This window comes from Mesorhizobium sp. B2-1-1 (assembly GCF_006442975.2).
Classification (GTDB): Bacteria; Pseudomonadota; Alphaproteobacteria; order Rhizobiales; family Rhizobiaceae; genus Mesorhizobium.
Genome location: NZ_CP083954.1, coordinates 3,360,679 through 3,385,353, shown reverse-complemented (window position 1 = coordinate 3,385,353; position 24,675 = coordinate 3,360,679). Strand labels below are relative to the sequence as shown.

At 63.2% G+C, this 24,675-nt stretch carries 26 protein-coding genes and 1 tRNA gene; 13 read left to right on the top strand and 14 right to left on the bottom strand.

The features are described from left to right. Nucleotides 1-9: 9 nt before the first annotated feature. The 6 genes from glpX to FJ972_RS16525 all read right to left on the bottom strand — a co-directional run bounded on the left by glpX (nt 10) and on the right by FJ972_RS16525 (nt 4,937). Nucleotides 10-993 (bottom strand): class II fructose-bisphosphatase, encoded by a 984-nt coding sequence (gene glpX / locus FJ972_RS16550; protein ID WP_140495884.1) that lies wholly within the window; start codon nt 991-993, stop codon nt 10-12. Nucleotides 994-1,172: 179 nt separating this feature from the next. Beyond that, a complete protein-coding gene (locus FJ972_RS16545) occupies nt 1,173-1,340 on the bottom strand; it encodes a Thivi_2564 family membrane protein (protein WP_140495823.1) in 168 nt (55 codons plus the stop codon). 65 nt (nt 1,341-1,405) lie between these two features. After that, nucleotides 1,406-1,762: a hypothetical protein gene (locus FJ972_RS16540; RefSeq protein ID WP_140517065.1), complete on the bottom strand. Its 357-nt coding sequence runs from the start codon at nt 1,760-1,762 to the stop codon at nt 1,406-1,408. A gap of 128 nt (nt 1,763-1,890) precedes the next feature. Continuing rightward, nucleotides 1,891-3,204 (bottom strand): homoserine dehydrogenase, encoded by a 1,314-nt coding sequence (locus tag FJ972_RS16535; protein WP_140517067.1) that lies wholly within the window; start codon nt 3,202-3,204, stop codon nt 1,891-1,893. Between the two features lie 48 nt (nt 3,205-3,252). Next, nucleotides 3,253-4,470 carry an LL-diaminopimelate aminotransferase gene (locus tag FJ972_RS16530; protein ID WP_140495820.1) on the bottom strand — a complete coding sequence of 406 codons (1,218 nt, stop codon included), beginning with the start codon at nt 4,468-4,470 and terminating at the stop codon, nt 3,253-3,255. 74 nt (nt 4,471-4,544) lie between these two features. Further along, entirely contained in the window at nt 4,545-4,937 is a 393-nt protein-coding gene (locus tag FJ972_RS16525; RefSeq protein ID WP_140521006.1) for a hypothetical protein, read from the bottom strand. A gap of 98 nt (nt 4,938-5,035) precedes the next feature. Here FJ972_RS16525 and phaC point away from each other — a divergent pair, with 98 nt between their 5' ends. The 4 genes from phaC to FJ972_RS16505 all read left to right on the top strand — a co-directional run bounded on the left by phaC (nt 5,036) and on the right by FJ972_RS16505 (nt 9,988). Beyond that, entirely contained in the window at nt 5,036-6,871 is a 1,836-nt protein-coding gene (gene phaC / locus FJ972_RS16520; RefSeq protein ID WP_140521007.1) for a class I poly(R)-hydroxyalkanoic acid synthase, read from the top strand. A gap of 216 nt (nt 6,872-7,087) precedes the next feature. Further along, nucleotides 7,088-8,335, top strand: a complete 1,248-nt coding sequence (locus FJ972_RS16515; RefSeq protein WP_140521008.1) for a YcbK family protein — start codon at nt 7,088-7,090, stop codon at nt 8,333-8,335. 268 nt (nt 8,336-8,603) lie between these two features. Further along, nucleotides 8,604-8,678: transfer RNA gene (locus FJ972_RS16510), tRNA-Glu, on the top strand. A gap of 167 nt (nt 8,679-8,845) precedes the next feature. Then, nucleotides 8,846-9,988 carry a hypothetical protein gene (locus FJ972_RS16505; RefSeq protein WP_140521009.1) on the top strand — a complete coding sequence of 381 codons (1,143 nt, stop codon included), beginning with the start codon at nt 8,846-8,848 and terminating at the stop codon, nt 9,986-9,988. Nucleotides 9,989-10,028: 40 nt separating this feature from the next. On the opposite strand, the gene FJ972_RS16500 is transcribed toward FJ972_RS16505, so the two are convergent. From FJ972_RS16500 to FJ972_RS16485, 4 genes are all read right to left on the bottom strand, one after another. Then, on the bottom strand, nt 10,029-10,388 hold the full coding sequence (locus FJ972_RS16500) for a DUF6074 family protein (protein ID WP_226880309.1): 360 nt from the start codon (nt 10,386-10,388) through the stop codon (nt 10,029-10,031). A 42-nt stretch (nt 10,389-10,430) separates the two neighbouring features. Beyond that, a complete protein-coding gene (locus tag FJ972_RS16495) occupies nt 10,431-10,727 on the bottom strand; it encodes a DUF982 domain-containing protein (protein WP_140517077.1) in 297 nt (98 codons plus the stop codon). Nucleotides 10,728-10,905: 178 nt separating this feature from the next. After that, nucleotides 10,906-11,142, bottom strand: coding sequence for a hypothetical protein (locus tag FJ972_RS16490; protein ID WP_140521010.1), 237 nt, complete (start codon nt 11,140-11,142; stop codon nt 10,906-10,908). Nucleotides 11,143-11,250: 108 nt separating this feature from the next. Next, nucleotides 11,251-11,649 carry a hypothetical protein gene (locus FJ972_RS16485; protein ID WP_140521011.1) on the bottom strand — a complete coding sequence of 133 codons (399 nt, stop codon included), beginning with the start codon at nt 11,647-11,649 and terminating at the stop codon, nt 11,251-11,253. 209 nt (nt 11,650-11,858) lie between these two features. On the opposite strand from FJ972_RS16485, the gene map reads away from it, so the two are divergent. The 9 genes from map (at nt 11,859) to FJ972_RS16440 (ending at nt 20,832) form a co-directional block, all read left to right on the top strand. Next, entirely contained in the window at nt 11,859-12,686 is an 828-nt protein-coding gene (gene map / locus FJ972_RS16480) for a type I methionyl aminopeptidase (RefSeq protein ID WP_140517079.1), read from the top strand. A 48-nt stretch (nt 12,687-12,734) separates the two neighbouring features. Continuing rightward, on the top strand, nt 12,735-13,523 hold the full coding sequence (gene radC / locus FJ972_RS16475) for a RadC family protein (protein ID WP_140521012.1): 789 nt from the start codon (nt 12,735-12,737) through the stop codon (nt 13,521-13,523). Nucleotides 13,524-13,754: 231 nt separating this feature from the next. Next, the gene (locus FJ972_RS16470; RefSeq protein WP_140521013.1) at nt 13,755-14,936 is read left to right on the top strand and encodes a carbohydrate kinase family protein; all 1,182 of its coding nucleotides are present in this window, start codon (nt 13,755-13,757) and stop codon (nt 14,934-14,936) included. Nucleotides 14,937-14,972: 36 nt separating this feature from the next. Continuing rightward, entirely contained in the window at nt 14,973-15,749 is a 777-nt protein-coding gene (locus tag FJ972_RS16465; RefSeq protein WP_140495807.1) for a glutamine amidotransferase, read from the top strand. A gap of 27 nt (nt 15,750-15,776) precedes the next feature. Then, nucleotides 15,777-16,547, top strand: a complete 771-nt coding sequence (locus FJ972_RS16460; protein ID WP_140517083.1) for an ATP-binding cassette domain-containing protein — start codon at nt 15,777-15,779, stop codon at nt 16,545-16,547. Between the two features lie 31 nt (nt 16,548-16,578). Next, the gene (locus FJ972_RS16455) at nt 16,579-17,565 is read left to right on the top strand and encodes an autoinducer 2 ABC transporter substrate-binding protein (RefSeq protein WP_140495805.1); all 987 of its coding nucleotides are present in this window, start codon (nt 16,579-16,581) and stop codon (nt 17,563-17,565) included. Nucleotides 17,566-17,633: 68 nt separating this feature from the next. Further along, entirely contained in the window at nt 17,634-18,560 is a 927-nt protein-coding gene (locus tag FJ972_RS16450) for an ABC transporter permease (protein ID WP_224518945.1), read from the top strand. Beyond that, on the top strand, nt 18,557-19,513 hold the full coding sequence (locus FJ972_RS16445; protein ID WP_140517085.1) for an ABC transporter permease: 957 nt from the start codon (nt 18,557-18,559) through the stop codon (nt 19,511-19,513). The genes FJ972_RS16450 and FJ972_RS16445 overlap by 4 nt, the downstream gene beginning before the upstream one ends. Nucleotides 19,514-19,515: 2 nt before the next feature. Next, nucleotides 19,516-20,832 (top strand): M20 family metallopeptidase, encoded by a 1,317-nt coding sequence (locus FJ972_RS16440; RefSeq protein WP_140521014.1) that lies wholly within the window; start codon nt 19,516-19,518, stop codon nt 20,830-20,832. A 193-nt stretch (nt 20,833-21,025) separates the two neighbouring features. Here FJ972_RS16440 and FJ972_RS16435 read toward each other — a convergent pair whose 3' ends face one another. Genes FJ972_RS16435 through FJ972_RS16420 form a run of 4 tightly spaced genes read right to left on the bottom strand, consistent with a single transcriptional unit; the run spans nt 21,026 to nt 24,669 of the window. Next, nucleotides 21,026-21,904: an SMP-30/gluconolactonase/LRE family protein gene (locus tag FJ972_RS16435; RefSeq protein ID WP_140521015.1), complete on the bottom strand. Its 879-nt coding sequence runs from the start codon at nt 21,902-21,904 to the stop codon at nt 21,026-21,028. A gap of 41 nt (nt 21,905-21,945) precedes the next feature. Further along, complete coding sequence (locus FJ972_RS16430) at nt 21,946-22,908, bottom strand: 3-keto-5-aminohexanoate cleavage protein (RefSeq protein ID WP_140521016.1); 963 nt, start codon at nt 22,906-22,908, stop codon at nt 21,946-21,948. Continuing rightward, the gene (locus FJ972_RS16425) at nt 22,905-23,852 is read right to left on the bottom strand and encodes a 3-hydroxyacyl-CoA dehydrogenase (protein ID WP_140521017.1); all 948 of its coding nucleotides are present in this window, start codon (nt 23,850-23,852) and stop codon (nt 22,905-22,907) included. The genes FJ972_RS16430 and FJ972_RS16425 overlap by 4 nt, the downstream gene beginning before the upstream one ends. A 10-nt stretch (nt 23,853-23,862) precedes the next feature. After that, nucleotides 23,863-24,669: an SDR family oxidoreductase gene (locus FJ972_RS16420; protein WP_140521018.1), complete on the bottom strand. Its 807-nt coding sequence runs from the start codon at nt 24,667-24,669 to the stop codon at nt 23,863-23,865. Between the last annotated feature and the right edge of the window lie 6 nt (nt 24,670-24,675).

Here is a 24,675-nt window from a genome sequence, read left to right as displayed (position 1 = left end):
AGGAATGCATCAAAACTTTTCCAGGTCCTGATGCCGGGCCTTGATCTCGCGCACGGTGCGCGACGACGAGCGCAGCACGATCGTGTGCGTTGTGATGTAGTTGCGGCCGAACTTGACCCCTGCCAGCATGTTGCCGTCGGTGACGCCGGTGGCCGCGAACAACACATCGCCGCGCGCCATGTCCTCGGCCCGGTAGACCCGCTTCGGGTCGGCAATACCCATCTTGCCGGCGCGGGCGACCTTTTCGGGCGTATCGAGGATCAAGCGGCCCTGCATCTGGCCACCCGTGCAGCGCAGCGCCGCCGCGGCCAGCACGCCCTCCGGCGCGCCGCCAATGCCGAGATAGATGTCGATGCCGGTTTCCTCGGGATCGGTGGTGTGGATGACACCGGCGACGTCGCCATCGCCGATCAGCCGGATTGCCGCCCCGGTGGCGCGCACGGCGTCGATCAGCTTGCCATGGCGCGGACGGTCGAGGATGCAAGCGGTAACGTCGGACACCGCGACGCCCTTGGCCTTTGCCAGGCTGGCTATGTTTTCGGCCGGCGAGGCATCGATGTCGATGACGCCCTCGGCATAGCCCGGGCCGATGGCGATCTTGTCCATGTAGACGTCGGGCGCGAACAGCAGGCTGCCCTTCTCGGCGATGGCGATCACGGCCAGCGCGTTGGGCAGGTTCTTCGCGCAGATCGTGGTGCCTTCCAGCGGGTCGAGCGCAATGTCGACCGCCGGGCCTTTGCCGGTGCCGACCTCCTCTCCGATATAGAGCATCGGCGCCTCGTCCCGCTCGCCTTCGCCGATCACCACCGTGCCCTTGATGGCGAGGCGATTGAGCTCCTGGCGCATGGCGTCCACCGCGACCTGGTCGGCGGCCTTTTCGTCACCGCGTCCGCGCAGCCTGGCGGCCGCGACGGCGGCGCGTTCGGTGACGCGCACCAGTTCCATGGTGAGTATCCGGTCAAGTCCGGCGATAATGTTGTGGGCCACGTTCATCAGGTCGATCCTCGTTCGCATGCCACCTCCCGCCGGAGGCGCGCCTCTTGTGTCAAACGAGCATGACAACGGCAAGACCTCTCGAAGGTTTTCTCGAAAAGCCTGCAATATCAATCGATTAAACTATGGATAGCACGATTCCGGCGAACTTGGGCCGCTTTCAAAGTAGGTATCGAGATCTAAAACACGGCCAGATATTTCAATAGCGAAACGATGCCGATGATGATGACGATGATCTGCGCGATCTGCCGCATCCTGGCATCCAGCGGCAATCGCTGAATGAGATAAAGCACCAGAATGATCACGAGGAACGTGATCAGAATACCGATCAGGACGGAAGAAGCCATGGTGCTCCCCTGGAAATTGCTCGATGGACAGGTAAGCCGGCAAACCCGGTTCGGTCGTTACCGGATCAATACCAGCGGCGCTGGGTGTCATTCATCGATTGGCCAACGGCGAGGCCGGCCAGAAAACCCAGCAGCCCGATGACGCCGACCACAGCCGTCGTCGTGCCCGGATTTTCCCGCGCGACCTCCGAGACCGCCTGCGCCTGGCTGCGCAACTGCTGAGCCGTTCGCGACGCACGGCTCGCCGCGCTGTCGTAGACATCGGATGCCTGAGCCGAGGCCTCGTCAACCAGTTCCGCACCTCGCTCCGAAAGGCTCTTGTTGATCCTGGTGATCTCCTTGCGCAGATCGGCGATCTGCTTTTCGAGCGTCTTTTGGATGTCGTCGATCTGGGGGGTGTCGGATTTCGATGTTTCGGCCATTGGCATTCCCTCGGTTTGCACCTCGGGAGAACGGCGCTGGCCGGGATTGGTTCCGGCGAGCCAGGCAGCGGCATCGGCCGCAACAGTATCGTCGCAGCAATCCCGTGGTAGGCGACGGAAGGAAATATCTATCCTGCCCGTTCGATCCGGATGACCTGCGGCTTGTCGGTCAGGTGACCATCCTTGGTGATACCGTCCACGGCCTTGCGCACCGCGGCTTCGGTGGTCTCGTGGGTGACGAGGATCACCGTCTTTTGCGCCGCCGCTTCGCCGCTGATCGCGTGCTGGACGATCGATTCCAGCGAGATATCGTTGTCGGCCATGCGCTTGGCGATGGCCGCGAACACGCCGATGCGGTCATGCACGGTCAGCCGGATGAAGTAGCCGCCGGCATGGCTGCGCATCTGCGCCTTCTTGTAAGGCTTCAATTCCCTCGCCGGCCTGCCGAATACCGGGCCGTGCTGGAAGCCGGGACGGCTCTTTGCGATATCGGCGATGTCGCCGATGACGGCCGAGGCGGTGGCATTGCCGCCGGCGCCGGGGCCGGAGAGCAGCAGTTCGCCGAGGATGTCGGTCTCGATCGCCACCGCATTGATGACGCCGTGGACCTGCGCGATCACCGAGGCCGTCGGCACCATGGTCGGATGCACGCGCTGCTCGATGCCGCTCTCGGTGCGCTGGGCAACGCCAAGTAGCTTGATCCGGTAGCCGAGATCGCCGGCCGCACGGATATCGGCCTGGGTGATGTTCGAGATGCCTTCCATGTAGATGTCGTTGGCGGCGATCTTGGTGCCGAAGGCCAGGCTGGTCAGGATCGACAGTTTGTGCGCGGTGTCATGGCCTTCGATGTCGAAGGTCGGGTCGGCCTCGGCATAGCCCAGCCGCTGCGCGTCCTTGAGGCAGGCGTCGAACGAGATGCCTTCGGCCTCCATCCGGGTCAGGATATAGTTGCAGGTACCGTTGAGAATACCGAAGACACGGGTGACCGAGTTGCCGGCCATCGCCTCGCGCATCGTCTTGATAACGGGAATGCCGCCCGCCACCGCGGCCTCGTAGTTGAGCAGCACGCCCTTCTTCTCGGCGATCTCGGCGAGCGCGACGCCATGTTTGGCCAGCAGCGCCTTGTTCGCGGTAACGACATGGCGGCCGGCTTCGAGCGCCGCCCTGACCGCCGCGAACGCCGGCCCCTCGTCGCCGCCGATCAGCTCGACGAAAACGTCGATCTCGGCGGCCTGCGCCATCTTGACCGGATCGTCGAACCATTTGGCGGCATTGAGATCGACGCCGCGGTCGCGCTTGGGATCACGCGCCGAAACCGCCGATACGACGATGTCGCGCCCACACTGCCGTGTCAGCTCCGCCGCCTTGTTGCGCAGCACGCGCGCCACCGAGGCGCCGACCGTGCCGAGGCCGGCAATTCCAACACGCAGAGCTTCAGCCATGGCCGGCGATGTCCCCCGAAAGATCAAACGAAATTGTGTGCGGAAAGCTTACCGATGGGCGGAAAGCGGCACGACATTGTTGGGTTGCTTGGCACTGGTCGCCAGGAAGCGCTTGATGTTGCGCGCCGCCTGCCGGATCCGGTGCTCGTTCTCGACCAGCGCGACACGCACGAAATCATCGCCGTGTTCGCCGAAGCCGACGCCTGGCGCCACCGCAACGTCGGCATGTTCGATGAGCAGCTTGGAGAATTCGAGCGAGCCGAGATGGCGGAACGGCTCGGGAATCGGCGCCCAGGCGAACATGGACGCAGCCGGAGCCGGAATGGTCCAGCCCGCGCGGCCGAAGGCATCCACCATCACGTCGCGCCGCTTGTGGTAGATGTCGCGCACTTCGGCGATGTCGGCGCCATCGCCGTTGAGGGCGTGTGCGGCCGCCACCTGGATCGGGGTGAACGCACCGTAATCGAGATAGGATTTCACCCGGGTCAGCGCCGAGATAAGCCGCTCGTTGCCGACCGCAAAGCCCATGCGCCAGCCGGGCATGGAGAAGGTCTTCGACATGGAGGTGAACTCGACGCAAACGTCGATCGCGCCCGGCACCTGCAGCACCGAAGGCGGCGGATTGCCGTCGAAATAGATCTCCGAATAGGCAAGGTCCGACAGGATGATGATGTCGTTCTTCTTCGCGAACGCCACCACGTCCTTGTAAAAATCGAGCGAGGCGACCAGCGCCGTCGGGTTCGACGGGTAGTTGAGGATCAGCGCCAGCGGCTTCGGAATCGAATGGCGGATGCCGCGCTCGACCGCCGGGATGAAACCGTCATCGGGTTCCACCTGCAGCGACCGGATGACGCCGCCCGACATGATGAAGCCGAAAGCATGGATCGGGTAGGTTGGATTCGGGCACAGGATCACGTCGCCAGGGGCGGTGATCGCCTGCGCCATGTTGGCGAAGCCTTCTTTCGAACCCAGCGTTGCCACCACTTGCGTATCGGGATCAAGCTTCACGCCGAAGCGGCGCTGATAGTAAGCGGCCTGGGCGCGGCGCAGGCCCGGAATGCCGCGCGAGGAGGAATAGCGATGGGTGCGCGGATCGCGCACCACTTCGCACAACTTGTCGACGATTGCCTTGGGCGTCGGCAGGTCCGGATTGCCCATGCCGAGATCGATGATGTCGGCGCCGCGCGAGCGGGCGCTGGCCTTGAGCCGGTTGACCTGCTCGAAGACATAGGGCGGAAGCCGGCGGACCTTGTGAAACTCTTCCATGGCAGTTCCAGACATCACTTGGCGTTTGGCAAGGCGCGCCGTGTCGGCAAGTGCCTTGGGCGCGCGCTATATACTTATTTGCAGGTAGGGTCGAGGGTGGGGTCGCATTTGCCTTCGATCTGCTTCAGCGTCTGGGTGCCATGCTTGCTGGCCAGGTCCGTCAGCGCCGCTTGATTGGTGACGTTGGGGGCGCCGCCATTGGCTGCCTGCGCGCTTTCGTCCCCCTTCAATTCCGCGAGCCTGGCATTCCTCTCGGCATCGGTAAACTGTTTGGCTGCCACTTTCGGCGGGATGTTCAGGTTCGGAAAGGTGCCGGTATCCTTCGGTCCCGCTGATGTGGCGATGGGCACCGGGCCGCTGGTATTGGTGCTCGAGCAGGCCCCAAGGCACAGCAGGGCAATTGCCGCACCGATGCGGCAAAAACGACAGGCGCCGAAAAAAACAGTCTCGCCAATGTTAATCGTCATATTGTTTCCTTGGCAGCCGGGGTAGAGCGAGGTTGGACCCGGTCGGATGTCCCATGGTAATATGTCAAGAAAACGCTTCGGGAGGAACCCCGCGCACCATGTCCAAAACACCCGATTCGGGCAAAGCGGAAGATGGCGGACCTTCGACGGTCGAGCAATATCTGGTGAAGGATCCGGAACGCTTCGCCCTGAACATGGCGCGCATGATCGAGCAGGCCGGCAAGGCGGCTTCCGCCTGGGCCGAGCCGCGCGAGAAGGGCGAAGTGCGCGACCACGTCGCCGAACCGGTCGTCGACATGGTGAAGACCTTTTCCAAGCTCAGCGAATACTGGCTTGCCGACCCGCAACGCGCGCTCGAAGCACAGACGCGGTTGTTCGCCGGCTACATGACGGTTTGGGCGAACGCCATCCAGCGCGTCAGCCCCGATGCCGAGCGAACCGAGGACGCGGTCAAGCCGGAGCGCGGCGACAAGCGTTTCCAGGATCCGGAATGGGGCCGCAACGCCTTCTTCGATTTCTTGAAACAGGCCTATCTCGTCACCTCGCGCTGGGCGGCTGATCTTGTCGAGCACGCCGAGGGCCTGGATGACCACACCCGCCACAAGGCGAGCTTCTACGTCAAGCAGGTGTCCAACGCCATCTCGCCGTCAAATTTCATCCTGACCAATCCGGAACTGTTTCGCGAAACGATCGCCTCGAACGGCGAAAACCTTGTACGCGGCATGAAGATGCTGGCCGAGGACATCGCCGCCGGCAAGGGCGACCTGAAGCTGCGTCAGGCCGACTACTCGCCCTTCGAGATCGGCCGCAACATCGCCACCACCCCCGGCAAGGTGGTCGGCCGCAGCGACGTCGCCGAGATCATTCAATACGATCCCGCCACCGAGACGGTGCTGAAACGGCCGCTGCTGATCTGCCCGCCCTGGATCAACAAGTTCTACATACTCGACCTCAACCCGCAGAAATCCTTCATCCGCTGGGCGATCGAACAGGGCCACACCGTGTTCGTCATCTCCTGGATCAACCCTGATGAACGCCACGGCATGAAGAACTGGGAGGCTTATACAAGAGAGGGGCTGCAATACGGCCTCGACACTATCGAGAAGGCCACAGGCGAGAAAGAGGTCAACGCTATCGGCTACTGCGTCGGCGGCACGTTGCTGGCGGCGGCACTTGCCCTGCTGGCGCAGGAGGGTGACGATCGCATCAAATCGGCGACCTTCTTCACCACCCAGGTCGATTTCACCTATGCCGGCGACCTCAAGGTGTTCGTCGACGAGGAACAGGTCGCGGCGGTGGAAAAGGCGATGAACGAAAAGGGCTATCTCGACGGCACCAAGATGGCGACCGCCTTCAACATGCTGCGCTCGGGCGACCTGATCTGGCCCTATGTCGTCAACAACTACATGCGCGGCAAGGATCCCCTGCCCTTCGACCTGCTTTACTGGAATGCCGATTCGACACGCATGGCGGCGGCCAACCACTCCTTCTATTTGCGCAACTGCTATCTCGAGAACAACCTCTCGCGCGGCAGGATGGAACTTGCCGGACGCACCGTTTCGCTCGCCGACATCAAGATCCCCGTCTACAACCTCGCCTCCAGGGAAGACCACATCGCTCCCGCGCTGTCCGTCTTCCTCGGCTCGAAATATTTCGGTGGCGAGGTCGAATACGTGATGGCGGGCTCCGGTCATATCGCCGGCGTCGTCAACCCGCCCGCATCGGGCAAGTACCAGTACTGGACCGGCGGCAAGCCGGAGGGCGACTTCGGCGAGTGGATCGCAAGGGCCACCGACCATCCTGGCTCCTGGTGGCCGCACTGGCAGAGCTGGATAGAGGCTAAGGACAATAATCGCGTGCCTGCCCGCAAAGCAGGCAAGCATATGAAAACTTTTGGTGATGCCCCCGGCACCTATGTCAAGGTGCGTGTGTAACCGACTGTAATCTCTGGTGAGTTGACGGACCCGTAAAAGCGGGCGAAATGGTGTCGTCAACCATCTTGCCGCCTAAATTCGGCAATTGCCGCAAAAATACTTCCAGGCTTGCTGATTTGACACAGGTCTCGTTTCCGGATCGGAGACAAGGGGCACCTCGACGCAGCCGTTCGGACGCCGCGCCAAGGATATACCGATCGGATATCGAGGGGGAATTTGACTTTGAAATCAGCAGGGTGGAGCCTCGCGAAGGGAGAACGCCGCACCATTGCGGCGGCGCTCTGCTCCGTGCTCCTGGCCTCCTGCACCTCGGCCGGCGACCCCACAATGTCGGTTGGCATGCCCGGCTACAATGCCTCCGCGTCGGACATCAACGCAGCCTCGACAAACAAGCCGATCGTGGCCGGCGATTCGTCGTCGCAGACGGCGACCACGCAGACCACAGTGATGGCGGAAGGCGACACAGCGCTGCCCGAGACGGTCGCCTACGTGCCGATTACCAAGCCGCAGGCGGCCTTCCCGCTCACCGCGCCGGCTGAAGCTGAAACGATTGCCGGGAACACGCCGCAATCGCTGCAGCAACCGACGCAGACGGCGCAGCAGACTGAGGCGGCGGCGCAGAAGATTGCCGCCGCCGACGCGGCCGTGACGGCACCGAAGCCGGCTTCGGCACAGGCGATGAACAATCCCGTCTATGTGACCGCAGGCGAAGCGCCGACTACCGACACGCCGAAGAAAAGGGGTTTCCTGGCCTCGATGTTTGGCGCCACGCCGGCTTCGGCGAAGCCCGCTCCACTGGTCAACACGCGCGCAGGCGAACAGCCGGCTGTGCAGGCCAAGCCCGCCCCGGCGGCGGCAAAGCCGATCATTACACTGGCCTCGGCCGATTCCACGGCGAAACCGGTGCAGCTGGCTCCGCTCGGCGACGACTCAGGTCACATCACCGGCAGCGATGCCCTGCCGGGCGTCCGCCAGACGGCGCTGTTCGAGATCAAGCGCAAATCCGGCCTCGACGACGAAAGCGACGTCGACCTCAACGAGGATGAAGGTTCGGGCGGCCTCTACCAGGTAGCCTCCGCCGCCGGCATGGCGCGCCTCGCGCCTAACGGCCTCTTGAAGCAGAACGAGAGCGTCGACGTGGCGTGCCTCAAGCCCTCGCTGGTGCGCGTGCTCAAGACGATCGAAGGCCACTACGGCCGCAAGATGGTCGTCACCTCCGGCTATCGCGACCCCGCCCGCAACCGCCGTGCCAACGGCGCCAAGAATTCGCTGCACATGTATTGCGCCGCCGCCGACATCCAGGTGCCGGGCGTCTCGAAATGGGAGCTGGCGAGCTACGTCAGGACGATGCCCGGCCGCGGCGGCGTCGGCACCTACTGCCACACCGAATCGGTCCACGTCGACGTCGGCCCCGAGCGCGACTGGAACTGGCGCTGCCGCCGGCGCAGCGGTGGCGAAGGCTGACCAGGGCCGGTTCGGCTGGACGCGCCAAAGCGCGTCGCGCTGAAACGGAGCTCACTTTTGAGCGACATGCATTTGCATCGGGCCGCTTCCGCAATCGTCTGAAAAGTGCCCGGAAATCCACGCAGCGGCTGGTGACGGCCGCCAGAAAAATTGCCGCTGGCGCTGCGTGAATCACTCGCTTCGGCAGGCAGGAAAAAAGTTGTCCAAGCCGGCACCTGACGGGTTGCCGGTTGCGCACAACGCCAGTATAAGCCGCTTTCATCTGAGCGCGCCCATCGTCTAGCGGTCAGGACACCGCCCTTTCACGGCGGTAACAGGGGTTCGATTCCCCTTGGGCGTACCAGCTTCACTCGATGTCCCCTCCGCTCCTTTCGGCGTCAAGAGCTATTGCGCCGGACAGGGTAACACCCCCTTCCGGAACGTCATTTTACGTGTTGACCATTCCGCCGCCTCGACCTTGTCGAGGGCAAGGCTCGATGGTTAAATCGGCTTTCCCAGGGGGATGCTAATATGGCAGTTCACCTTTCGGCGGATGCTCGAGTTCCTGCGGCGACGCCGCCACAAAGATATCTCTTTGGCCCGCTGGCCGACTTCCTCATGCTTGGCGGCAGCGCATTCCTGATTTTGCCGGCCCTGTTCTTCGTGCCTACCAAATACGACAGCCTTGTTGCGGCGGCGATGTTTTTCCTGGCCTACTTGATAAACTATCCGCATTTCGCCCACTCTTACCAACTTTTCTATCGCAATTTTGGAAGCAAGGTGCGCGGCGAGGGATACGACAGGGGCCTCCAGATCCGCTACATTTTCGCCGGCATTGTCGTTCCCCTGCTCATGGTCGGGTTTTTTGCTTACGGCTCGATAACGGCGAACGCCCGGCTGCTCGGAAACGCAGCCAACGCGATGTTCTTTTTCGTGGGCTGGCACTACGTCAAGCAAGGCTACGGCATGTTGATGGTGGACGCCGTGTTGAAGGGCAGGTTCTTCACCAATCCGGACAAGAAAATCTTGCTGGTCAACAGCTATGCCGTATGGCTGTTCGCATGGCTTCAGACGAACACGGCGGTCAGCCAAGCAAAATATTACGGCTTGGAATATTATACGTTTGCCACGCCTGCGTGGCTCAACACGATTGCGCTGTCGGCCGCGGCCGCTGCCACGGCCGCCACCGTCGTGATGCTGATCAATCGCTGGAGTAAAAATGGCGGCAGCCTGCCGTATAACGGCGTCGTCGCTTATATCGCGTCCCTATATCTTTGGATCCTGGTCGTGAGAATAAACCCGCTGTGGCTGCTCGTGGTGCCGGCTCTCCATTCGCTACAGTACCTGGCCGTGGTCTGGCGCTATCAAAGCAATGTCGAGCGTGACGGTCCCGATGCACAAAAGGTTCCGGACTCCAGAATCCTCTCCGTTCTTGGTCCGATCTACAGGACGCGAGTCCTGGGGTTCGTCGTCGCCGGCGGGATCCTCGGCGGTCTCGGTTTCTGGCTGATCCCGGCGGCACTGACTGCCTTGATCCCTTACGACAAGGAAGTCCTGGGTTCGTCGCTGTTCTTCTTCATAGTGCTGATCTTCATCAACGTGCACCACTACTTCCTTGACAACGTCATGTGGCGACGCGGCAACCCCGAAGTTTCAAAATATCTGTTCCGCTAGCGGTGGCATGGACCGGCTGTGGGACGCCTTGCGGAGCACTTCAGGCGGAAAGAATTGGCATCGGCTCAGCGGCCGCGCCGGCCGATATCTCTTTTTGCACGGCGAAGAAGAACCTGCGCACCTCGTCGCTGGCCGCCGCCCTGTCCCTGCCTGACCTGACGACGAGATCGAACAACTCCGTCGCCTTGGCCCTCCAGAACGAGGTGGCGCTGTCGCCATGCAAACTGTCGAGCCTGGCAGCCACCTCCCGAACCAGGAATGCCTGACGGTCAATCGGGAATGCACGGATTTTTTCTGGGGACATCTTCCGAACCACGAGACTGACGCAACGAATCAACCATTGCCGAACAAGCATGGCGTAGCCGCGAAAGTGGAAACGGAAGCTTAATGGCATCGGCATCGATGCTTCGTTCGGCCAGGAGAACGAAGAGCGCAGCGTACCTCAGGCTTGCAGCCCTCTCGCCTGGCCACCGCGCTTGCGCGGCGCCATCATGTCCCGGGCCATCAGCCCGGTCACCCGGCAGAACGCCATGAACGCCCGGCAGGCATCCTCGGTCTTGACCACGTCCACGGTGGCGCCGAAGCAGGCGTTGAAGGCCTTCTGGTAAATCGGGCCTTGCCGGCGCAGCGGCCAGGCCTGGAGAAAATCAAGGGCCTGTTCGACGCTGTAGATCTCCTCGACAGGCAGGCCGGGTCCGGGCGCGATACGCACCGGCACCTCGAATTGCAGTCTGTCCATCCGCCATCTCCCGAACTGTCGTCACCAGCGGCAACGCCATCCGTCGTAAAAAGTTGCTCTGGCCGGTCGCTACCGCAGGAATGTGGCGTCTCCGCGGTCATGGACGTTTTGCCGCAGCCGCCGCAAGCAAGCGCCAAGGCGCCCGGCCTTGTCGAGCGCGGGCGCCTTGGCGGTCCGGCTACTGGTTGGCGGGATCGGTCTCCGCATCGAAGGCCATGCGCACCGCCGTAAGCAGCACGAGGGCAGACGGCACAGCGAAAATCCCGCCAGGGACAAGTGCCCCTGTCGCCGAAAGGCCGAGCGTCTCCGTCAGCGCCCAGTAGACGGTTCCGATACAGATGAGCGCCTGGACGGAAAGGAAAATGGCGGCGCAGGCCGCGCGCGAAAGGCTCTTGAGTGTCTTGATACGTTGCATGGAAACAATCCGGAAATGACGCGCTACGCACCGCTGCGCGACCGAAGCCGCCGCGCGGATCGAGGCGCGAACAGGAAGTGGTTTGAGTGAAGGAGCGGTTGAAACCGCTCAGGCCGGAACCGATGGCGGCGCGCGCGGCTGATTGGCAGTCGCCCACGGTGTGCGGGCGTCCCTGTCGGCGGCGACGACCTCTGCCGGCGGAACCGAAACAAACCAGGAAAAGACGGTGTCCCGAGCCGGCAGGGCCGGATGGCCGCCGGCGAACTTAACCAGGGCCGGCCGGCCGGAACGAACTTCCAGCGCCTGCCCCTTGCCGGTGATGCGCAGCAGCGCCGCCGCTTCGCCGGACCGCTCCACGCCGGCGCTGGCGACACCGGAGGCTGCTCCGGCAAAGACGGGCACCTCCGCCCGGCCAAGCGACAGCATCGCCAGCAGCACAAGGCTCATCAGCAATGAGCAGGCCGCCTTCAACGGCGCTTCAGGCAATCTGGCGTGCTCGACGCTCATGAAATCTCCAAAAACCTCCCTCGCCCTACCGCACGGTCGACTGAAAGGGAAGGAACAAGGGCGTCAAGGACACCGGGGCGCGCCGAATATCCCTGCCGCTTGGTCGTGTCCGGGCAGTTCTTCCTTGAACCTTTTGCCCTCAAGTGCCAAATCTGGGGAGATTTTCACGCCGGCTCCCTTGCAGAGCCACACCGGCAAGACGGACACCAATGGTCACTTATCTCGACGCCGCCACGGCACCGCTCAGAAACACCGGCCAGATCCGCCTCTATGGCGAGGAAGGTTTTGCCGGCATGCGCAAGGCATGCGACCTCACGGCGCGCTGCCTCGACGAACTGGTGCCGATGGTTGCGCCCGGCGTCACCACCGACACCATAGATCGTTTCGTTTTCGAGTTCGGCATGGATCATGGCGCGCTGCCGGCGACGCTCAACTACCGCGGCTACACCAAGTCTTCCTGCACCTCGATCAATCATGTCGTCTGCCATGGCATCCCCGACAACAAGCCGCTGAAGGATGGCGACATCGTCAACATCGACGTCACCTACATCCTCGACGGCTGGCACGGCGATTCCTCGCGCATGTACCCCGTCGGCACCATAAAACGCGCGGCGGAACGCCTGCTCGAAGTCACCCACGAATGCCTGATGCGCGGCATTGCCGCGATCAGGCCTGGCGCCCGCACCGGCGCCATTGGCGCGGCCATCCAGAGCTATGCCGAGGGCGAGCGCTGCTCGGTGGTGCGCGACTTCTGCGGCCACGGCGTCGGCCAGTTGTTTCACGACGCGCCCAATATCCTGCATTATGGCAGCGCCAATGAGGGCGTCGAGATGCGGCCCGGCATGATCTTCACCGTCGAGCCGATGATCAACCTCGGCCGGCCGCATGTGAAAGTCCTGTCGGACGGCTGGACCGCGGTGACACGCGACCGCTCGCTGTCGGCGCAATACGAACACACGATCGGCGTGACCGACACCGGCTGCGAGATCTTCACGCTCTCCCCCAAAAAGCTCGACCGCCCCGGCCTGCCAGCCTAATGTTTCGTTCTCCCGGCGCTCGCGGTCGGGGAGCTGGGGGCAGACGAGATGTCAGGTGACGACGACGAGCGCAGTTTCTTTGCAGAAAAGCCTGCGCAGCTTTCCGCGACCATGCACTCTCCTGGGACAGCCCGGCCTCCTGCGAAGGCCAGGAGGATCGAGGAGAAGCCGCATTATCTCGGCCATCGCGACCGTTTGCGCGAACGCTTCGCCTCGGCAGGTCCGGACGCCCTGCCCGACTATGAGCTTCTGGAACTCCTGCTCTTCCGCCTGATCCCGCGCGCCGACACCAAGCCGGTCGCCAAGGCGCTGCTCTCCCGCTTCGGTACCCTGGCCGAGGTGCTTGGCGCGCCCGTCGGCCTCCTCCAGGAGGTCAAGGGCGTGGGCCCGGTGGTAGCGCTCGACCTGAAGGTCATTGCGGCGACGGCCCAGCGCATGGCGCGCAGCGAGGTCCATGGCCGCGAAATCCTCTCCTCTTGGCAGCAGCTTCTCGACTATTGCCGGTCAGCCATGGCCTTCGAGGCGCGCGAGCAGTTCCGCATCCTGTTCCTCGACAAGAAGAACACGCTGATTGCCGACGAGGTGCAGCAGACCGGCACTGTTGACCATACGCCCGTCTATCCGCGTGAGGTGGTCAAGCGCGCTCTCGAACTGTCGGCGACGGCAATCATCCTGGTGCACAACCACCCGTCGGGCGATCCGACGCCATCGCGTGCCGATATCGAGATGACCAAGGAGATCATCGACGCGGCCAAGCGGCTGGGCATTTCCGTGCATGACCACATCATCATCGGTCGCAAGGGCTATTCCAGCATGAAGGGCTTGCTGCTGATCTAGATCATCGGCTCGGCGAAGCTATCCGAATGAAAGCAGGCAATTCGCCGACGCAGTCTTTCGGCTTAAGAATTGAAAAACGTTCAATTCTGGAACGAATGACCCGCAATTGGGGCCACATCGCCATAGTTTTCCAAGTTTCTCTGCAAATTCCAGACCTTTTTAGAAGATAATTCCGTTGAGGGGCGGCATTTCCGTTGATACCGTTTGAAACGCTTCAATCGGAGCCAACCATTGCAACGCAAGCGCCCAACCATAGCGGATGTCGCACGCGCGGCCGGTGTCTCCATCGGAACGGTGTCGAACTTCATCAACGGGACTGCCGGCCTGAAGGAGGCCACGCGCGAACGCATCGAAAAGGCGATCGCCACGCTGATGTACCGGCCGAGTTCGTTTGCGCGCTCGCTGCCGGGCCGCGCGCCCCACAGGCCGAAGAATCTCGATCATCTGCCGAGGCTCCTGGTCGCGGGCCGGGTCAGTGTCGACTTTCTCTGCCGCGTCGACGTCCTGCCGCATCGCGACGACCGCATCACAGCCAGCCATATCGAGAAGGCGCTGGGCGGGCCCGCGGCCAATCTCGCGGTTGCCGCCGCCGGTGTTGGGGCGCCCTACGCTCTCGACGTGGAACTGGCGACGGCGGTCGGTGAAGACCCGGAGAGTGACTGGGCGCTCGGCGCGCTTTCCAAACTGGGCGTCCACGCATTGCCGATCCGCAACACGCCCAACAACCGCCTTTCGCAAGCCATCGTGATCATCGAGCGCAATGGTAGCCGCACGATCATCAGTGAACCGTTCGAACTCGGCGAGATCGATCTGACCGCCAATCTGGACATCCAGCCCGAGCCGCGCCCGGCCTGTCTTCACATCGAAGGCTTCCACTACGAAACGATGACCGCTTCCATCGCGCGCTTTCATCAGGCCGGCTGGAGGGTGAGCCTGCATTCGGCCGGCCTGCCCAAGAGCGCACGCACGCCTGAAACCTTCACGCAGATGGTCCGGCACATCGACCTGACCTTCATCAACGATGTGATGATGCGGGAGATTTTCGACTTTCGCTCCAGGATGGCGACGATGATCGAAGAGGTGCGGCTGATGCTGGCGCGCATCAAGCCGCGCGGAACGGTCGTGCTCACTCTCGGCGAGTTTGGCGCGGTCGTCTTTCCGGCGAATGGCGGACCGCAGATCGAGGTGCCGGCACTGCCTGTCGACCGCGTCGATGCGACGGGCGCCGGCGACAGCTTCGCCGGCATATTCCTAAGCCTCTGGCTGCATGGTGCGTCGCTGGACGACGCCGCCCGCCATGCGGCGATCGGCGCGAGCCTGACGACCACGGTCGAAGGCGCACAGGGCTACATCGCGGATTTCGCGACTTTGAAGGCTGCCGCTTTGGCGAACAACGCCATGTTGGCAAGCTGAACCAACAACTTACGGGAACCCAGGAGAGTATTGGTCATGGCGAAAACAAGAGTGCTTCTGGTCGGCGAGAGCTGGATGAGTTCGGCGACCCACTACAAGGGGTTCGATCAGTTCGGCAGCGTCACCTTTCACCTGGGCGCGACGCCGCTGGTCGATGCCTTGAAGAGCAGCGAATTCGACCTCGACTACATGCCGGCCCATGAAGCCGTCGAAAAGCTGCCTTTCACCACGGAGGGCCTGTCGCAATACAAGGCCATCATCCTCTCCGACATCGGCGCGAACTCGCTGCTGCTTCACCCCGATGTCTGGCTGCACGGCAAGACAGTGCCCAACCGGCTCAAGCTTCTGCGCGACTGGACGCAGGCCGGTGGTGGCATGGTCATGATCGGCGGCTATTTCTCTTTCCAGGGCATCGACGGCAAGGCGCGCTGGCACCGCACGGCCGTCGAGGAGGCGCTGCCGGTAACCTGCCTCCCCTATGACGACCGGCTCGAGATTCCCGAAGGGTTCCGGCCTGAAATCACCGGTCCCAAGGATCACCCGATCTTTGCCGGCATCGAAGGCGAATGGCCGCTGCTGCTCGGCGCCAACGAGGTCGTCGCTCGCGATCGCGATGACGTCGAAATCCTCGCACGGTTGCCGCAGGATCACGGCGGTCATCCGCTGCTGGTCACCGGCCGCCATGGCCAGGGCCGCACGCTGGCCTGGACGTCGGATATCGGCCCGCATTGGCTGCCCAACAGCTTCGTGGAATGGCCGGGCTATGCGCGTCTTTGGACCAACGTGCTGCGCTGGGTCAGCAAGGCCGTCTAGCCGACCAGCAACCGCCGGGGAACCGCCATGACAGAACCGTTTCTTGTCGCCAGAAATATCGCCAAGCGCTTCGGCGCTCTGACCGCGCTTGCCAATGTCGACCTGGAGATCCGCTCTGGCGAGGTGCTGGCGCTTCTCGGCGACAACGGCGCCGGCAAATCCACCTTCATCAAGATCCTGGCGGGCGCCCATCCGCCCAGCGATGGAAAGCTTCTCATCGAGGGCAATCCGGTGGCTTTCTCCTCGCCCAAGGATGCGGCGTCGTCGGGGATCGCGACGATCTTTCAGGAACTGGCGCTCTCGGAAAACCTGTCGATTGCCGAAAACGTCTTTCTCGGCCGCGAATTGAAACGCTCCATTTTGGGTATTCCCTTCCTGAAGCGCAAGGAAATGCGCCAGCGCGTCGACGGCCTGCTGAAAGAGCTCGACGCGCATATTTCCGATCCGGAAGCACCCGTCGGCAGCCTGTCCGGCGGTCAGCGCCAGGCCGTGGCCATCTGCCGGGCCCTCAATCTGAATGCCAGGCTGGTCATCATGGACGAGCCGACGGCGGCCCTTGCCGTCGCCGAAACCCGCAAGGTTCTGGCACTGACGCGGCGGCTTGCCGCGCGCGGTTGTGCCGTCGTCCTCATCAGCCACAACATTTCCGAAGTGTTCGAGGTCGCCGACCGCATCGTGGTGTTCCGGCGCGGCCGCAAGGTGGCCGAACGGCTGGCGGCCGAGACCAATCACGAGGAAGTCGTTTCGCTCATAACAGGCGCTCATCCCGACGTGCGGGCGCTTGAAAAATCAAACTGAAATGCACGTCCATTCCAGAGAGGATAAACCAATGCTTTCTCAACTCAAAAAAGCGCTCGCCGTTTCCGTGCTGTCACTCGTGGTCGCCACGGCGGCGCATGCCGCCGACAAGCCCAAGGTCGCCTTCGTCCCGCAATTGATCGGCATACCCTATTTCAATGCCATGGAAGCCGGCGGCAATCGCGCCGCGAAGGACCTGGGCGTCGATTTCATCTATTCCGGCCCCGTCGACACCAACCCGGTCGATCAGTTGCAGATCGTGCAGAACCTGATCGACCAGGGTGTCCAGGCGATCTCGGTCAGCGTGCTGGATGCGTCCAGCATCGCGCCCGTCGTCGAGAGCGCCAAGGCCAAGGGCATCAAGCTTTTCACCAGCGACAGCGATGCACCCGACAGCGGCCGTGCCGTCTATGTGGCGCAGGCGACCGACGAAGGGCTCGGCACGACGATCATCGATGAGTTGGTGAAGCGCGTCGGCGAGGACGCCACGATCGGCATCGTCTCCGGCGAGGCGACGGCGTCCAATCTCAACGCCTGGATCGGCTTCATGCAGAAAGAGGCCACCGCCAAATATCCGAAGCTGAAACTGCTGGCTCCGCAATTCGCCGGCGGCACGGCCGAGCGCGCCGCGCAGATATCAGGCGATCTCATGGCCGCCAATCCCGACATCAAGGCCATCATCGCCGTCGCATCCTCGACCTGCCCGGGCGTCGCCCAGGCCATCGAAACCGCCGGTAAGATCGGCTCCGTCATCGGCACGGGCTATTGCAGCCCGAACACGGCGCGATCCTACCTGAAGAGCGGCGCCTTCGGCTTCACCGTGCTGTGGGATCCCGAACAGCTGGGCTATCTCACGGTCTGGGCCGGCAAGCAGTTGATCGACGGCAAGAGCTTCGAAGCGGAAAACAAGATCGCCGGCCTCGAAAAGCCCGCCACCTATGATGCCGCCAAGGGCATCCTGCTGCTCGGACCGCCGGCGGTCTTCACGAAGGACAATGTCGACAAGTTCAACTTCTGAGCCTTGGGATGAACACGGTGCGACAGTTTGGAAACGGCGTTTTGGCCATGAACGGGCGGGAGTGGTCCTTGCTTGCCGCCTGTCTCCTGGCGATCGTCATCTTTTCTGTCGCATCGCCCCACTACGCGACGCCAGGCAATGCGGCGACCGTCCTGCGCAACAGCGTCGAACTGCTGCTGATCGGCCTTGGCATGACCTTGCTGCTGGCCATGGGCGGCATCGACGTCTCGATCGGCATCGTCATGGGTCTGGCGGCAATAGCGATCGGCCGTGTGCTCGGCGCCGAGGGCAATCCGCTGCTGGCGCTCATCGCTGGCCCTGCGGTCGGTGCGCTGCTCGGCTGCGTGACGGCCACCGTCGTCGTCCTCGGTCGCGTTCCGGCAATCGTGGGAACGCTCGGCCTGCTTGGCGTCTACCGCACCGCCGTCTTTGTCCTTCTCGGCGGGCAGTGGCTCTCGGGCCTGCCCTCGAGCCTCACCAATCTTCTGGCAACCACCGTACTCGGCATTCCAGTCCCAGCCATCGTCATTGCCATCGCCTATCTGGTCGTCTGGCTGGCGTTGCGGCGAACCCCCTACGGGCCGCACCTGCTGGCGATCGGCAATTCCGAGGAAAAGGCCCGGCTGTCCGGAATCCCCGTGGTCAAGGTACGCTTCATGACCTTCGTCATCAGTGGCGTCCTGACTGGCATTGCCGCCACGTTTTACGTCGCCACCTACCGCAATGTGGAGATGACGATCGGCAGCACGCTGGCGCTCGATGCGATCGCCGCGGTCATTCTCGGCGGCACGAGCATATTGGGCGGCAGATGCAGCTTGATCGGCACGGTCTTCGGCGTACTGCTTCTGAGAATTCTCCAGAATGGATTGCTCCTGATCGGCGTCCCCTCGCTTTGGCAGCCTGTGGTTACCGGCGTTCTCATCATCGGCGTGCTTGGCTTCGAAGCTGTCTCCAACCGGCTGCCGCTTGCCCAATTCCTGCGAGCCCGCGCATGAACAGGATCCGGAACCTGCAGGGCCCCGCCCTCACTTTGGCTCTGCTGTGCGGCCTCTGGCTGGTCGTTATTGTCGGCCTGCTGGCGCTCAAGCCCTCGGTCTTCAATCTTGGCACCGTCACCACGATTTTGCAATTTTCGACGATCCTGGCCCTGGTCGGCCTTGGACAGGCGCTGGTCGTCCTGGCCGGGGGCGCGGGCATCGACCTGTCCGTTGGCGGCGCCGTTTCGCTCTCGGCGATCGTTGCCATGCTTTCCCTGAAGCTGGGGTTGCCGCCCCTTCTGTTGCCGGTCGTCTGCATCCTGGCTGGCGCTGTGCTCGGTGCCTTGAACGGATGGCTGGTGAACGAGCTCGCCCTTCTCCCCTTCATCGCGACGCTGGGAACATTCTTCGTCTATTCCGGCCTCGCGCTTGCGGTCACCGGCGGCGCGGCGCAGTCCGGCGTGCCCGCCTGGCTGCTCGTTTGGGGGCGCGGTGCGATTATGGGCATCCCCGTGCCTTTCCTCACGCTCGCCGTCCCCTGCTTCGCGCTTGCCGGTCTCGTGTTGCTCTCGACGGCCTGGGGGCGCTGGATCTATGCCATGGGCTTCAACGAGCGCTCGGCCAAACTGGTCGGCATTCCGGTCGATCGCGTACGCTTCATTCTCTACGTGCTGAGCGGCGCACTGGCCGGTGCTGCCGGCCTCGTCTCTCTCGCCTGGCTCGGCAGCGGCAGGCCCAATATCGGCCAGAACCTCGAACTGGAATCGCTGACCGCGGCCATGCTGGGAGGCATCGTCATCACCGGCGGACGCGGTGGCGTCGGCGGCGTGTTCGCGGCCGTCCTGCTGCTGGTCACGCTGAAGACCGGCCTTCTGCAATTGAACATCAACACGGTCTGGCAGGTGGGGATTGTCGGCGCCCTTCTGGTTTTCGTCCTTCTCGCCGACCGACTTTCCCAACGTTGGAGATAACAATGCCTTCCATGGAAGAGACCATCGCCGCGCGCGTCGAGGCAGCCGCCGAGCGCATCGTCAAGACGCTGAGCGATCTCGTCGCCTTCCCTTCGATCGTGAAATCGAATCCGAAGGAGGCCGGCCCCGGCGAGCGGGATTGCCAGCTCTACCTGCAAAAGCGCCTTGAGGCACTCGGCTTCTCGACCGATCTCTGGGATCCAGACGGCCCGGCACTCTACGAAAAATACAAGGGACGTGCCGGCGCCAACAAGGGCAGGACGTTCGAGGGCCGGCCCAATCTCGGCGGCGTTTTGAAAGGCACCGGCGGCGGGCGGTCCATCATGCTGACCGGCCATATCGACGTCGTGCCGCCGGGTGCCGCCGGGCACTGGACCACCGATCCCTTCCAGCCTGTCCTGAAGGATGGATTCCTGCACGGTCGCGGCACGGTCGACATGAAGGGCGGCGTCGCCTGCATGCTGATGGCGGTCGAAATCCTGAAGGAACTCGACGTTTCCCTCTCCGGCGACGTCGTCTTCACCACCGTCGTCGACGAGGAAATCGGCGGCATGGGGTCGCTCGCCATGGTTGATCGCGGCTTTCGCGCCGACGCCGGCATCATGACGGAACCGACGGCGAACAGGATCGCACCGCTTTGTCACGGCATTCTGTGGGGCAAGATCATCATCGACGGCATAGGCGGCCATGCCGAACTGACGCCGAACGCCTGGTATTCGAGCGGCCCGGTCGACGCCGTCCAGCTTTGCCGGCAGATCCTCGACGGCATCGACATCCTCAACCGGCGCTGGATGTTCGATCCCAGGAAGAACCACCCGCTGATGGACCTGCCCAACCAGATCATCGTCACCCAGATCAATGCCGGCGAACATCCATCCTCCATGGCAGGACGCGGCGAGATCATCATCGACGCACAGTATCTGCCGAGCGAGCATGACGAGTTCAGGCTGGGCGGCAATGTCAAACGCGAAATCGAAGAGCACATCGCCAATGTCTGCCAGGCGGATCCTTATCTGCGAAAGCACCCTGCCCGTGTCGAATGGATCCTCGATGCCGATTGCGCCGAGATCCCGTCGGACAACCCCTTTGTCGGCCTGTTCCAGGAGGCCGTCAAAGCAGCCGACCTGTCGCCGGCCCTGAGCGGCTTCGGCGCACACAGCGACATCGGCCTGCCGACCGGCCTGGGCAACACCCCGACCGTCAACTTCGGTCCTGGCGATCCGGCGCAGGCGCATCAGCCGAACGAGCGCGTTTCGGTGCGCGATCTCGTCGACTGCACGAAGGCCATCGCCTTAGCGGTGGAGAAATGGTGCCGATAGTTTTTAGCTGATTGCGAGCGGCAGGAAGTTTGCGGAAGACGTCCGGGAGGAGCGGCGAGAGCAATTCAAGGAAAAGTGTGTACGGTTTTCCCGGGAAAAGCGCGTAGCGCTTTCCCTATGGATTGCGCAAAAACAAAGAGATGGAGCGGTTCGCCGTTTCATAAAACGGTGAACTGCTCTAAGAGGCCGCCCGTCAGCCACCAAACCTCGGCTCGGGAACTCCGGTCACGCCAAGGCCGGTGATGGCGAACAGGCTGCCGCGCAGCACGCCATCGCCGGGAAAACGCGGCAGCGGCGGCTTGGCCATCGAGGTGACGTAGAGCGTGTCGAGCCTCGGTCCACCGAACATGGCGCTGGTGATCTTCTTCACCGGCATGTCGATGATACGGTCTATGCTGCCGTCCGGCGCGTAGCGCACCAGGCGGCCGTCATAGACCAGCGCATTCCACAGACAGCCTTCGGCATCGACGGTCGAGCCGTCGGCGGCACCACCGCGGCTGGTATCGACGCGAACGAAGGTGCGGCGGTTGCTGGCCGCACCGGTCTCGATGTCGTAATCATAGGCCCAGATCTCGCCGGTCCAGGTGTCGGCGAAATAGAAGGTGCGGTCGTCGGGGCTCCAGCATGGACCGTTGGAGCAGATGATGCCGGAATCGATCCTGGTGACGGAGAAATCCGGATCGAGCCTGTAAAGGCCGCCGGACGGCCCCTCTTCCATCGTGTCCATCGAGCCGGCGAAGAAGCGGCCGCGCCGGTCGACCTTGCCGTCGTTGAGACGGTTCATTGGCTTGTCCGGCTCCGGATCATGGATCCGCGTCACCTCGCCGGTGGCGAAATCGAGCAGATGGAAACCGCGCTGCAACGAGACGACAGCGCCGCCGCCATCCTTGCGCAGCGCCATCGAGCCGATTTTCATCGGCACGTCCCAGCAACGGATCTCGCGCCCGTCGGCGGTCGCGCGGAAGACGCGCCCGTCGAAACTGTCGATCCAGTAGAGACGCTCCTGCTCGACGTCCCAGAGCGGTCCCTCGCCCAGCGTGGTCTTTACGTCCACCACGACTTCGATCCTCATGCCGTCCTCCTCTTTGTTGGCTCGCGCAGCGATTGGCTGTGTCAGAAAGCGACCTTGTCGCCGCCTTTCAGCGAAAGGATCTCGCGCGCTTCGTCCGGCGTCGCCACCTCCATGCCGAGCCCCTCGATGATCTTGCGCGCCAGCACGACCTGCTCGGCATTCGACTTGGCAAGCTTGCCCCTGCCGGCCCACAGGCTGTCCTCCAGCCCGACGCGGATGTTGCCGCCGAGTGCTGCCGATTGCGCGGCGATGCGCAACTGGCTGGCGCCGGCGCCGAGCACCGACCAGCGGAACTGGTCGCCGAACAGCCGGTCCGCCGTGCGCTTCATATGCGCGACATCCTCCGGATGCGTGCCGATGCCGCCAAGCAGGCCGAACACCGACTGCACGAAGAAGGGCGGCTTCACCAATCCGCGGTCGGCGAAATGGGCGAGATTGTAGAGATGGGCAATGTCGTAGCACTCGAACTCGAAGCGCGTGCCATTGTCGTAGCAGGTGGCAAGGATGTACTCGATATCCTTGAACGAGTTGCGGAAGACGAGGTCGCGCGTCGCTTCCAGATGCGGCTTTTCCCAGTCGAACTTGAAGGTCTCGTATTTGTCGGCGAGGTGATAGAGCCCGAAATTGATCGAGCCCATATTGAGCGAGGCTACCTCCGGCTTGAACTGGGCGGCCGGGCGCACCCGCTCCTCGACCTTCATATAGGGGCTGCCGCCGGTGGTGATGTTGATGGCGGCATTGGTGCCTTGCTTGACGCGTGGCAGGAAACGGGCAAAGGCCTCCGGCGTCTGGTCGGGCTTGCCGGTCTCCGGATCGCGGGCATGCAGATGCAGGATCGCGGCGCCGGCTTCCGCGGCGGCGATCGCCTCAGAGGCGATCTGGTCCGGCGTGATCGGCAAATAGGGCGACATGGTCGGCGTGTGGATCGCCCCCGTCACCGCGCAGGTTATGATGACCTTGCCCCTGGCCGCCGTGGCGCCGGGCTTGCGGCTGGTTTCTTTCATTGTCCGAACTCCTGATCCGATTTCTTCTTGTGCGCCGCCAGCGCCATCAGTCGGCGATCCCGCCATACCTGCCGATCGCCCAGTTTCTCCCGGGGCAAGCGCCTGCTGCGCTCGGCCTCGACGGTCTCCATCACCTCGCCCGCCCAGTCGACGCGGCGCAGCATCTGCGGAAAAATATTGGAATAGATGCCCTGATAGCGCTCGGCATAGTCGCGCACGCCGCCCGGCGCATTGAGGTCGATGGTCTCGAAGGGCCCCATGAACGACCAGCGCAGCGCCAGCCCGTCGCGGATGCCGATATCGACGTCCTCGACGCTGGCATAGCCATCGGCGACAAGCCGGAAAGCTTCTTCAAGCAGCGCCCCTTGCAGCCGGTTCATGATGAAGCCGTCGAGCTCGCGCTTCATCACCAGCGGCGCATGGCCGGCATCGATGAGGAAGGCGCGCGTTCTTTCGAGCGTCTCGGCGGACGTCCACGGCGCCGGCACCACCTCCGCCGCCGGAATGAGGTAGGGTGGGTTGATCGGATGCACGACCAGGCAGCGGTGCCGCCCCGGGAGATGATCGGTGAATTTCGACGGCAGCAGCGCCGAGGTGGAGCTGGCGATCACCGCCTGCGGATCAGAGAGGGAATCGATCCGCGAAAACACCTCGCGCTTCACTTCGAGATTTTCCGGTGTGTTCTCCTGGATATGCACGGCGCCGGCCAGAGCCGCGTCCAAGTCTCCCATGACGACGATGCGCTCGAGCACCGCGTGCGCGGTCTGTCCGCGCAGCAGATCATTCGAAGCGAGATCGCCGAGCACGCCTTCTATGTAGTCGCGCGCGCCGCCTGCCGCGACCGGCGACTGGTCCCACATGCGCACATCATGGCCGGCGCGCGCGAAGCTGATCGCCCATGCCCGTCCGATGAACCCGCTTCCGACAATTGCAACCCTGGCCATGGCTTGCTCCTCAAAGCGTTTCGACGTTGCCGTCGACGCCGAGCGACTGGCCTGAAATGTTGATGCCCGCGTCGGACAGCAGGAATGCGACCATCGAAGCCACGTCGTACGGGCTGGTCATGCGGCGCAACGAGATGTTCTGCAAATAGCGTTCGGTCATCTCCTGATGGCTGATGCCGACCTGTTTGGCGCGTGCCGAGATAACGCTCTCGATGCGCGGCCCCTCTATGATGCCCGGCAGGATGGCGTTGACCCTGATCCCGTGCGGCCCAAGCTCCTTGGCAAGGCTCTGCGTGAAGCCGATGACGCCGAATTTGGCCGCCGAATAGGGCGTGCGGAACGCATAGCCGTGGCGGCCGGCCGCCGACGACATCGAGACGATCGAACCGCCGCCGGCCCCCTTGATGAGCGGCACGGCGCGCCGTGCGCACAGGAACTGGCCGGTCAGGCCGATGTCGAGACAGCGCCTCCAGTCGGCCGGATCGATTTCGTCGACGCCGCCGGTCGGCCCGGCGATGCCGGCATTGTTGATCAGTGCGTCGAGGCCGCCGAGTTTCTCCTCCACCGCCTCGAACAGCCGGTCGACATCGTCGTCGCGCGACACGTCGGCCTTGACCGCTGCGACGAGCGCCATCTTCTTGGGGGCGGCCGCCAGGGATTCGTCGGACACATCGCAGACGACGATGCGCGCACCGAGCCGCGACAGCGTTTCGGCAATGGCGAAGCCAATGCCGCCGGCGCCCGCCGTGACCAGGACACGTTGCCCTTTGAGCCCCGCCAGGAATTCGTCGGGCGATTTGGGTGCGCTCGTGCTCATGATTCC

Excerpts from the sequence above, each read along its gene's own strand:
- FJ972_RS16440 (WP_140521014.1), top strand. The coding sequence starts at position 19,516 with ATGCCTTCCATGGAAGAGACCATCGCCGCGCGCGTCGAGGCAGCCGCC.
- FJ972_RS16540 (WP_140517065.1), bottom strand. The coding sequence starts at position 1,762 with ATGGCCGAAACATCGAAATCCGACACCCCCCAGATCGACGACATCCAA.
- FJ972_RS16455 (WP_140495805.1), top strand. The coding sequence starts at position 16,579 with ATGCTTTCTCAACTCAAAAAAGCGCTCGCCGTTTCCGTGCTGTCACTC.
- FJ972_RS16420 (WP_140521018.1), bottom strand. The coding sequence starts at position 24,669 with ATGAGCACGAGCGCACCCAAATCGCCCGACGAATTCCTGGCGGGGCTC.
- glpX (WP_140495884.1), bottom strand. The coding sequence starts at position 993 with ATGAACGTGGCCCACAACATTATCGCCGGACTTGACCGGATACTCACC.
- FJ972_RS16460 (WP_140517083.1), top strand. The coding sequence starts at position 15,777 with ATGACAGAACCGTTTCTTGTCGCCAGAAATATCGCCAAGCGCTTCGGC.
- FJ972_RS16485 (WP_140521011.1), bottom strand. The coding sequence starts at position 11,649 with ATGAGCGTCGAGCACGCCAGATTGCCTGAAGCGCCGTTGAAGGCGGCC.
- FJ972_RS16495 (WP_140517077.1), bottom strand. The coding sequence starts at position 10,727 with ATGGACAGACTGCAATTCGAGGTGCCGGTGCGTATCGCGCCCGGACCC.
- FJ972_RS16505 (WP_140521009.1), top strand. The coding sequence starts at position 8,846 with ATGGCAGTTCACCTTTCGGCGGATGCTCGAGTTCCTGCGGCGACGCCG.
- phaC (WP_140521007.1), top strand. The coding sequence starts at position 5,036 with ATGTCCAAAACACCCGATTCGGGCAAAGCGGAAGATGGCGGACCTTCG.
- FJ972_RS16530 (WP_140495820.1), bottom strand. The coding sequence starts at position 4,470 with ATGGAAGAGTTTCACAAGGTCCGCCGGCTTCCGCCCTATGTCTTCGAG.
- FJ972_RS16435 (WP_140521015.1), bottom strand. The coding sequence starts at position 21,904 with ATGAGGATCGAAGTCGTGGTGGACGTAAAGACCACGCTGGGCGAGGGA.
- FJ972_RS16500 (WP_226880309.1), bottom strand. The coding sequence starts at position 10,388 with ATGCCGATGCCATTAAGCTTCCGTTTCCACTTTCGCGGCTACGCCATG.
- FJ972_RS16535 (WP_140517067.1), bottom strand. The coding sequence starts at position 3,204 with ATGGCTGAAGCTCTGCGTGTTGGAATTGCCGGCCTCGGCACGGTCGGC.
- FJ972_RS16430 (WP_140521016.1), bottom strand. The coding sequence starts at position 22,908 with ATGAAAGAAACCAGCCGCAAGCCCGGCGCCACGGCGGCCAGGGGCAAG.
- FJ972_RS16465 (WP_140495807.1), top strand. The coding sequence starts at position 14,973 with ATGGCGAAAACAAGAGTGCTTCTGGTCGGCGAGAGCTGGATGAGTTCG.
- FJ972_RS16445 (WP_140517085.1), top strand. The coding sequence starts at position 18,557 with ATGAACAGGATCCGGAACCTGCAGGGCCCCGCCCTCACTTTGGCTCTG.
- radC (WP_140521012.1), top strand. The coding sequence starts at position 12,735 with ATGTCAGGTGACGACGACGAGCGCAGTTTCTTTGCAGAAAAGCCTGCG.
- FJ972_RS16490 (WP_140521010.1), bottom strand. The coding sequence starts at position 11,142 with ATGCAACGTATCAAGACACTCAAGAGCCTTTCGCGCGCGGCCTGCGCC.
- FJ972_RS16545 (WP_140495823.1), bottom strand. The coding sequence starts at position 1,340 with ATGGCTTCTTCCGTCCTGATCGGTATTCTGATCACGTTCCTCGTGATC.
- FJ972_RS16525 (WP_140521006.1), bottom strand. The coding sequence starts at position 4,937 with ATGACGATTAACATTGGCGAGACTGTTTTTTTCGGCGCCTGTCGTTTT.
- map (WP_140517079.1), top strand. The coding sequence starts at position 11,859 with ATGGTCACTTATCTCGACGCCGCCACGGCACCGCTCAGAAACACCGGC.
- FJ972_RS16425 (WP_140521017.1), bottom strand. The coding sequence starts at position 23,852 with ATGGCCAGGGTTGCAATTGTCGGAAGCGGGTTCATCGGACGGGCATGG.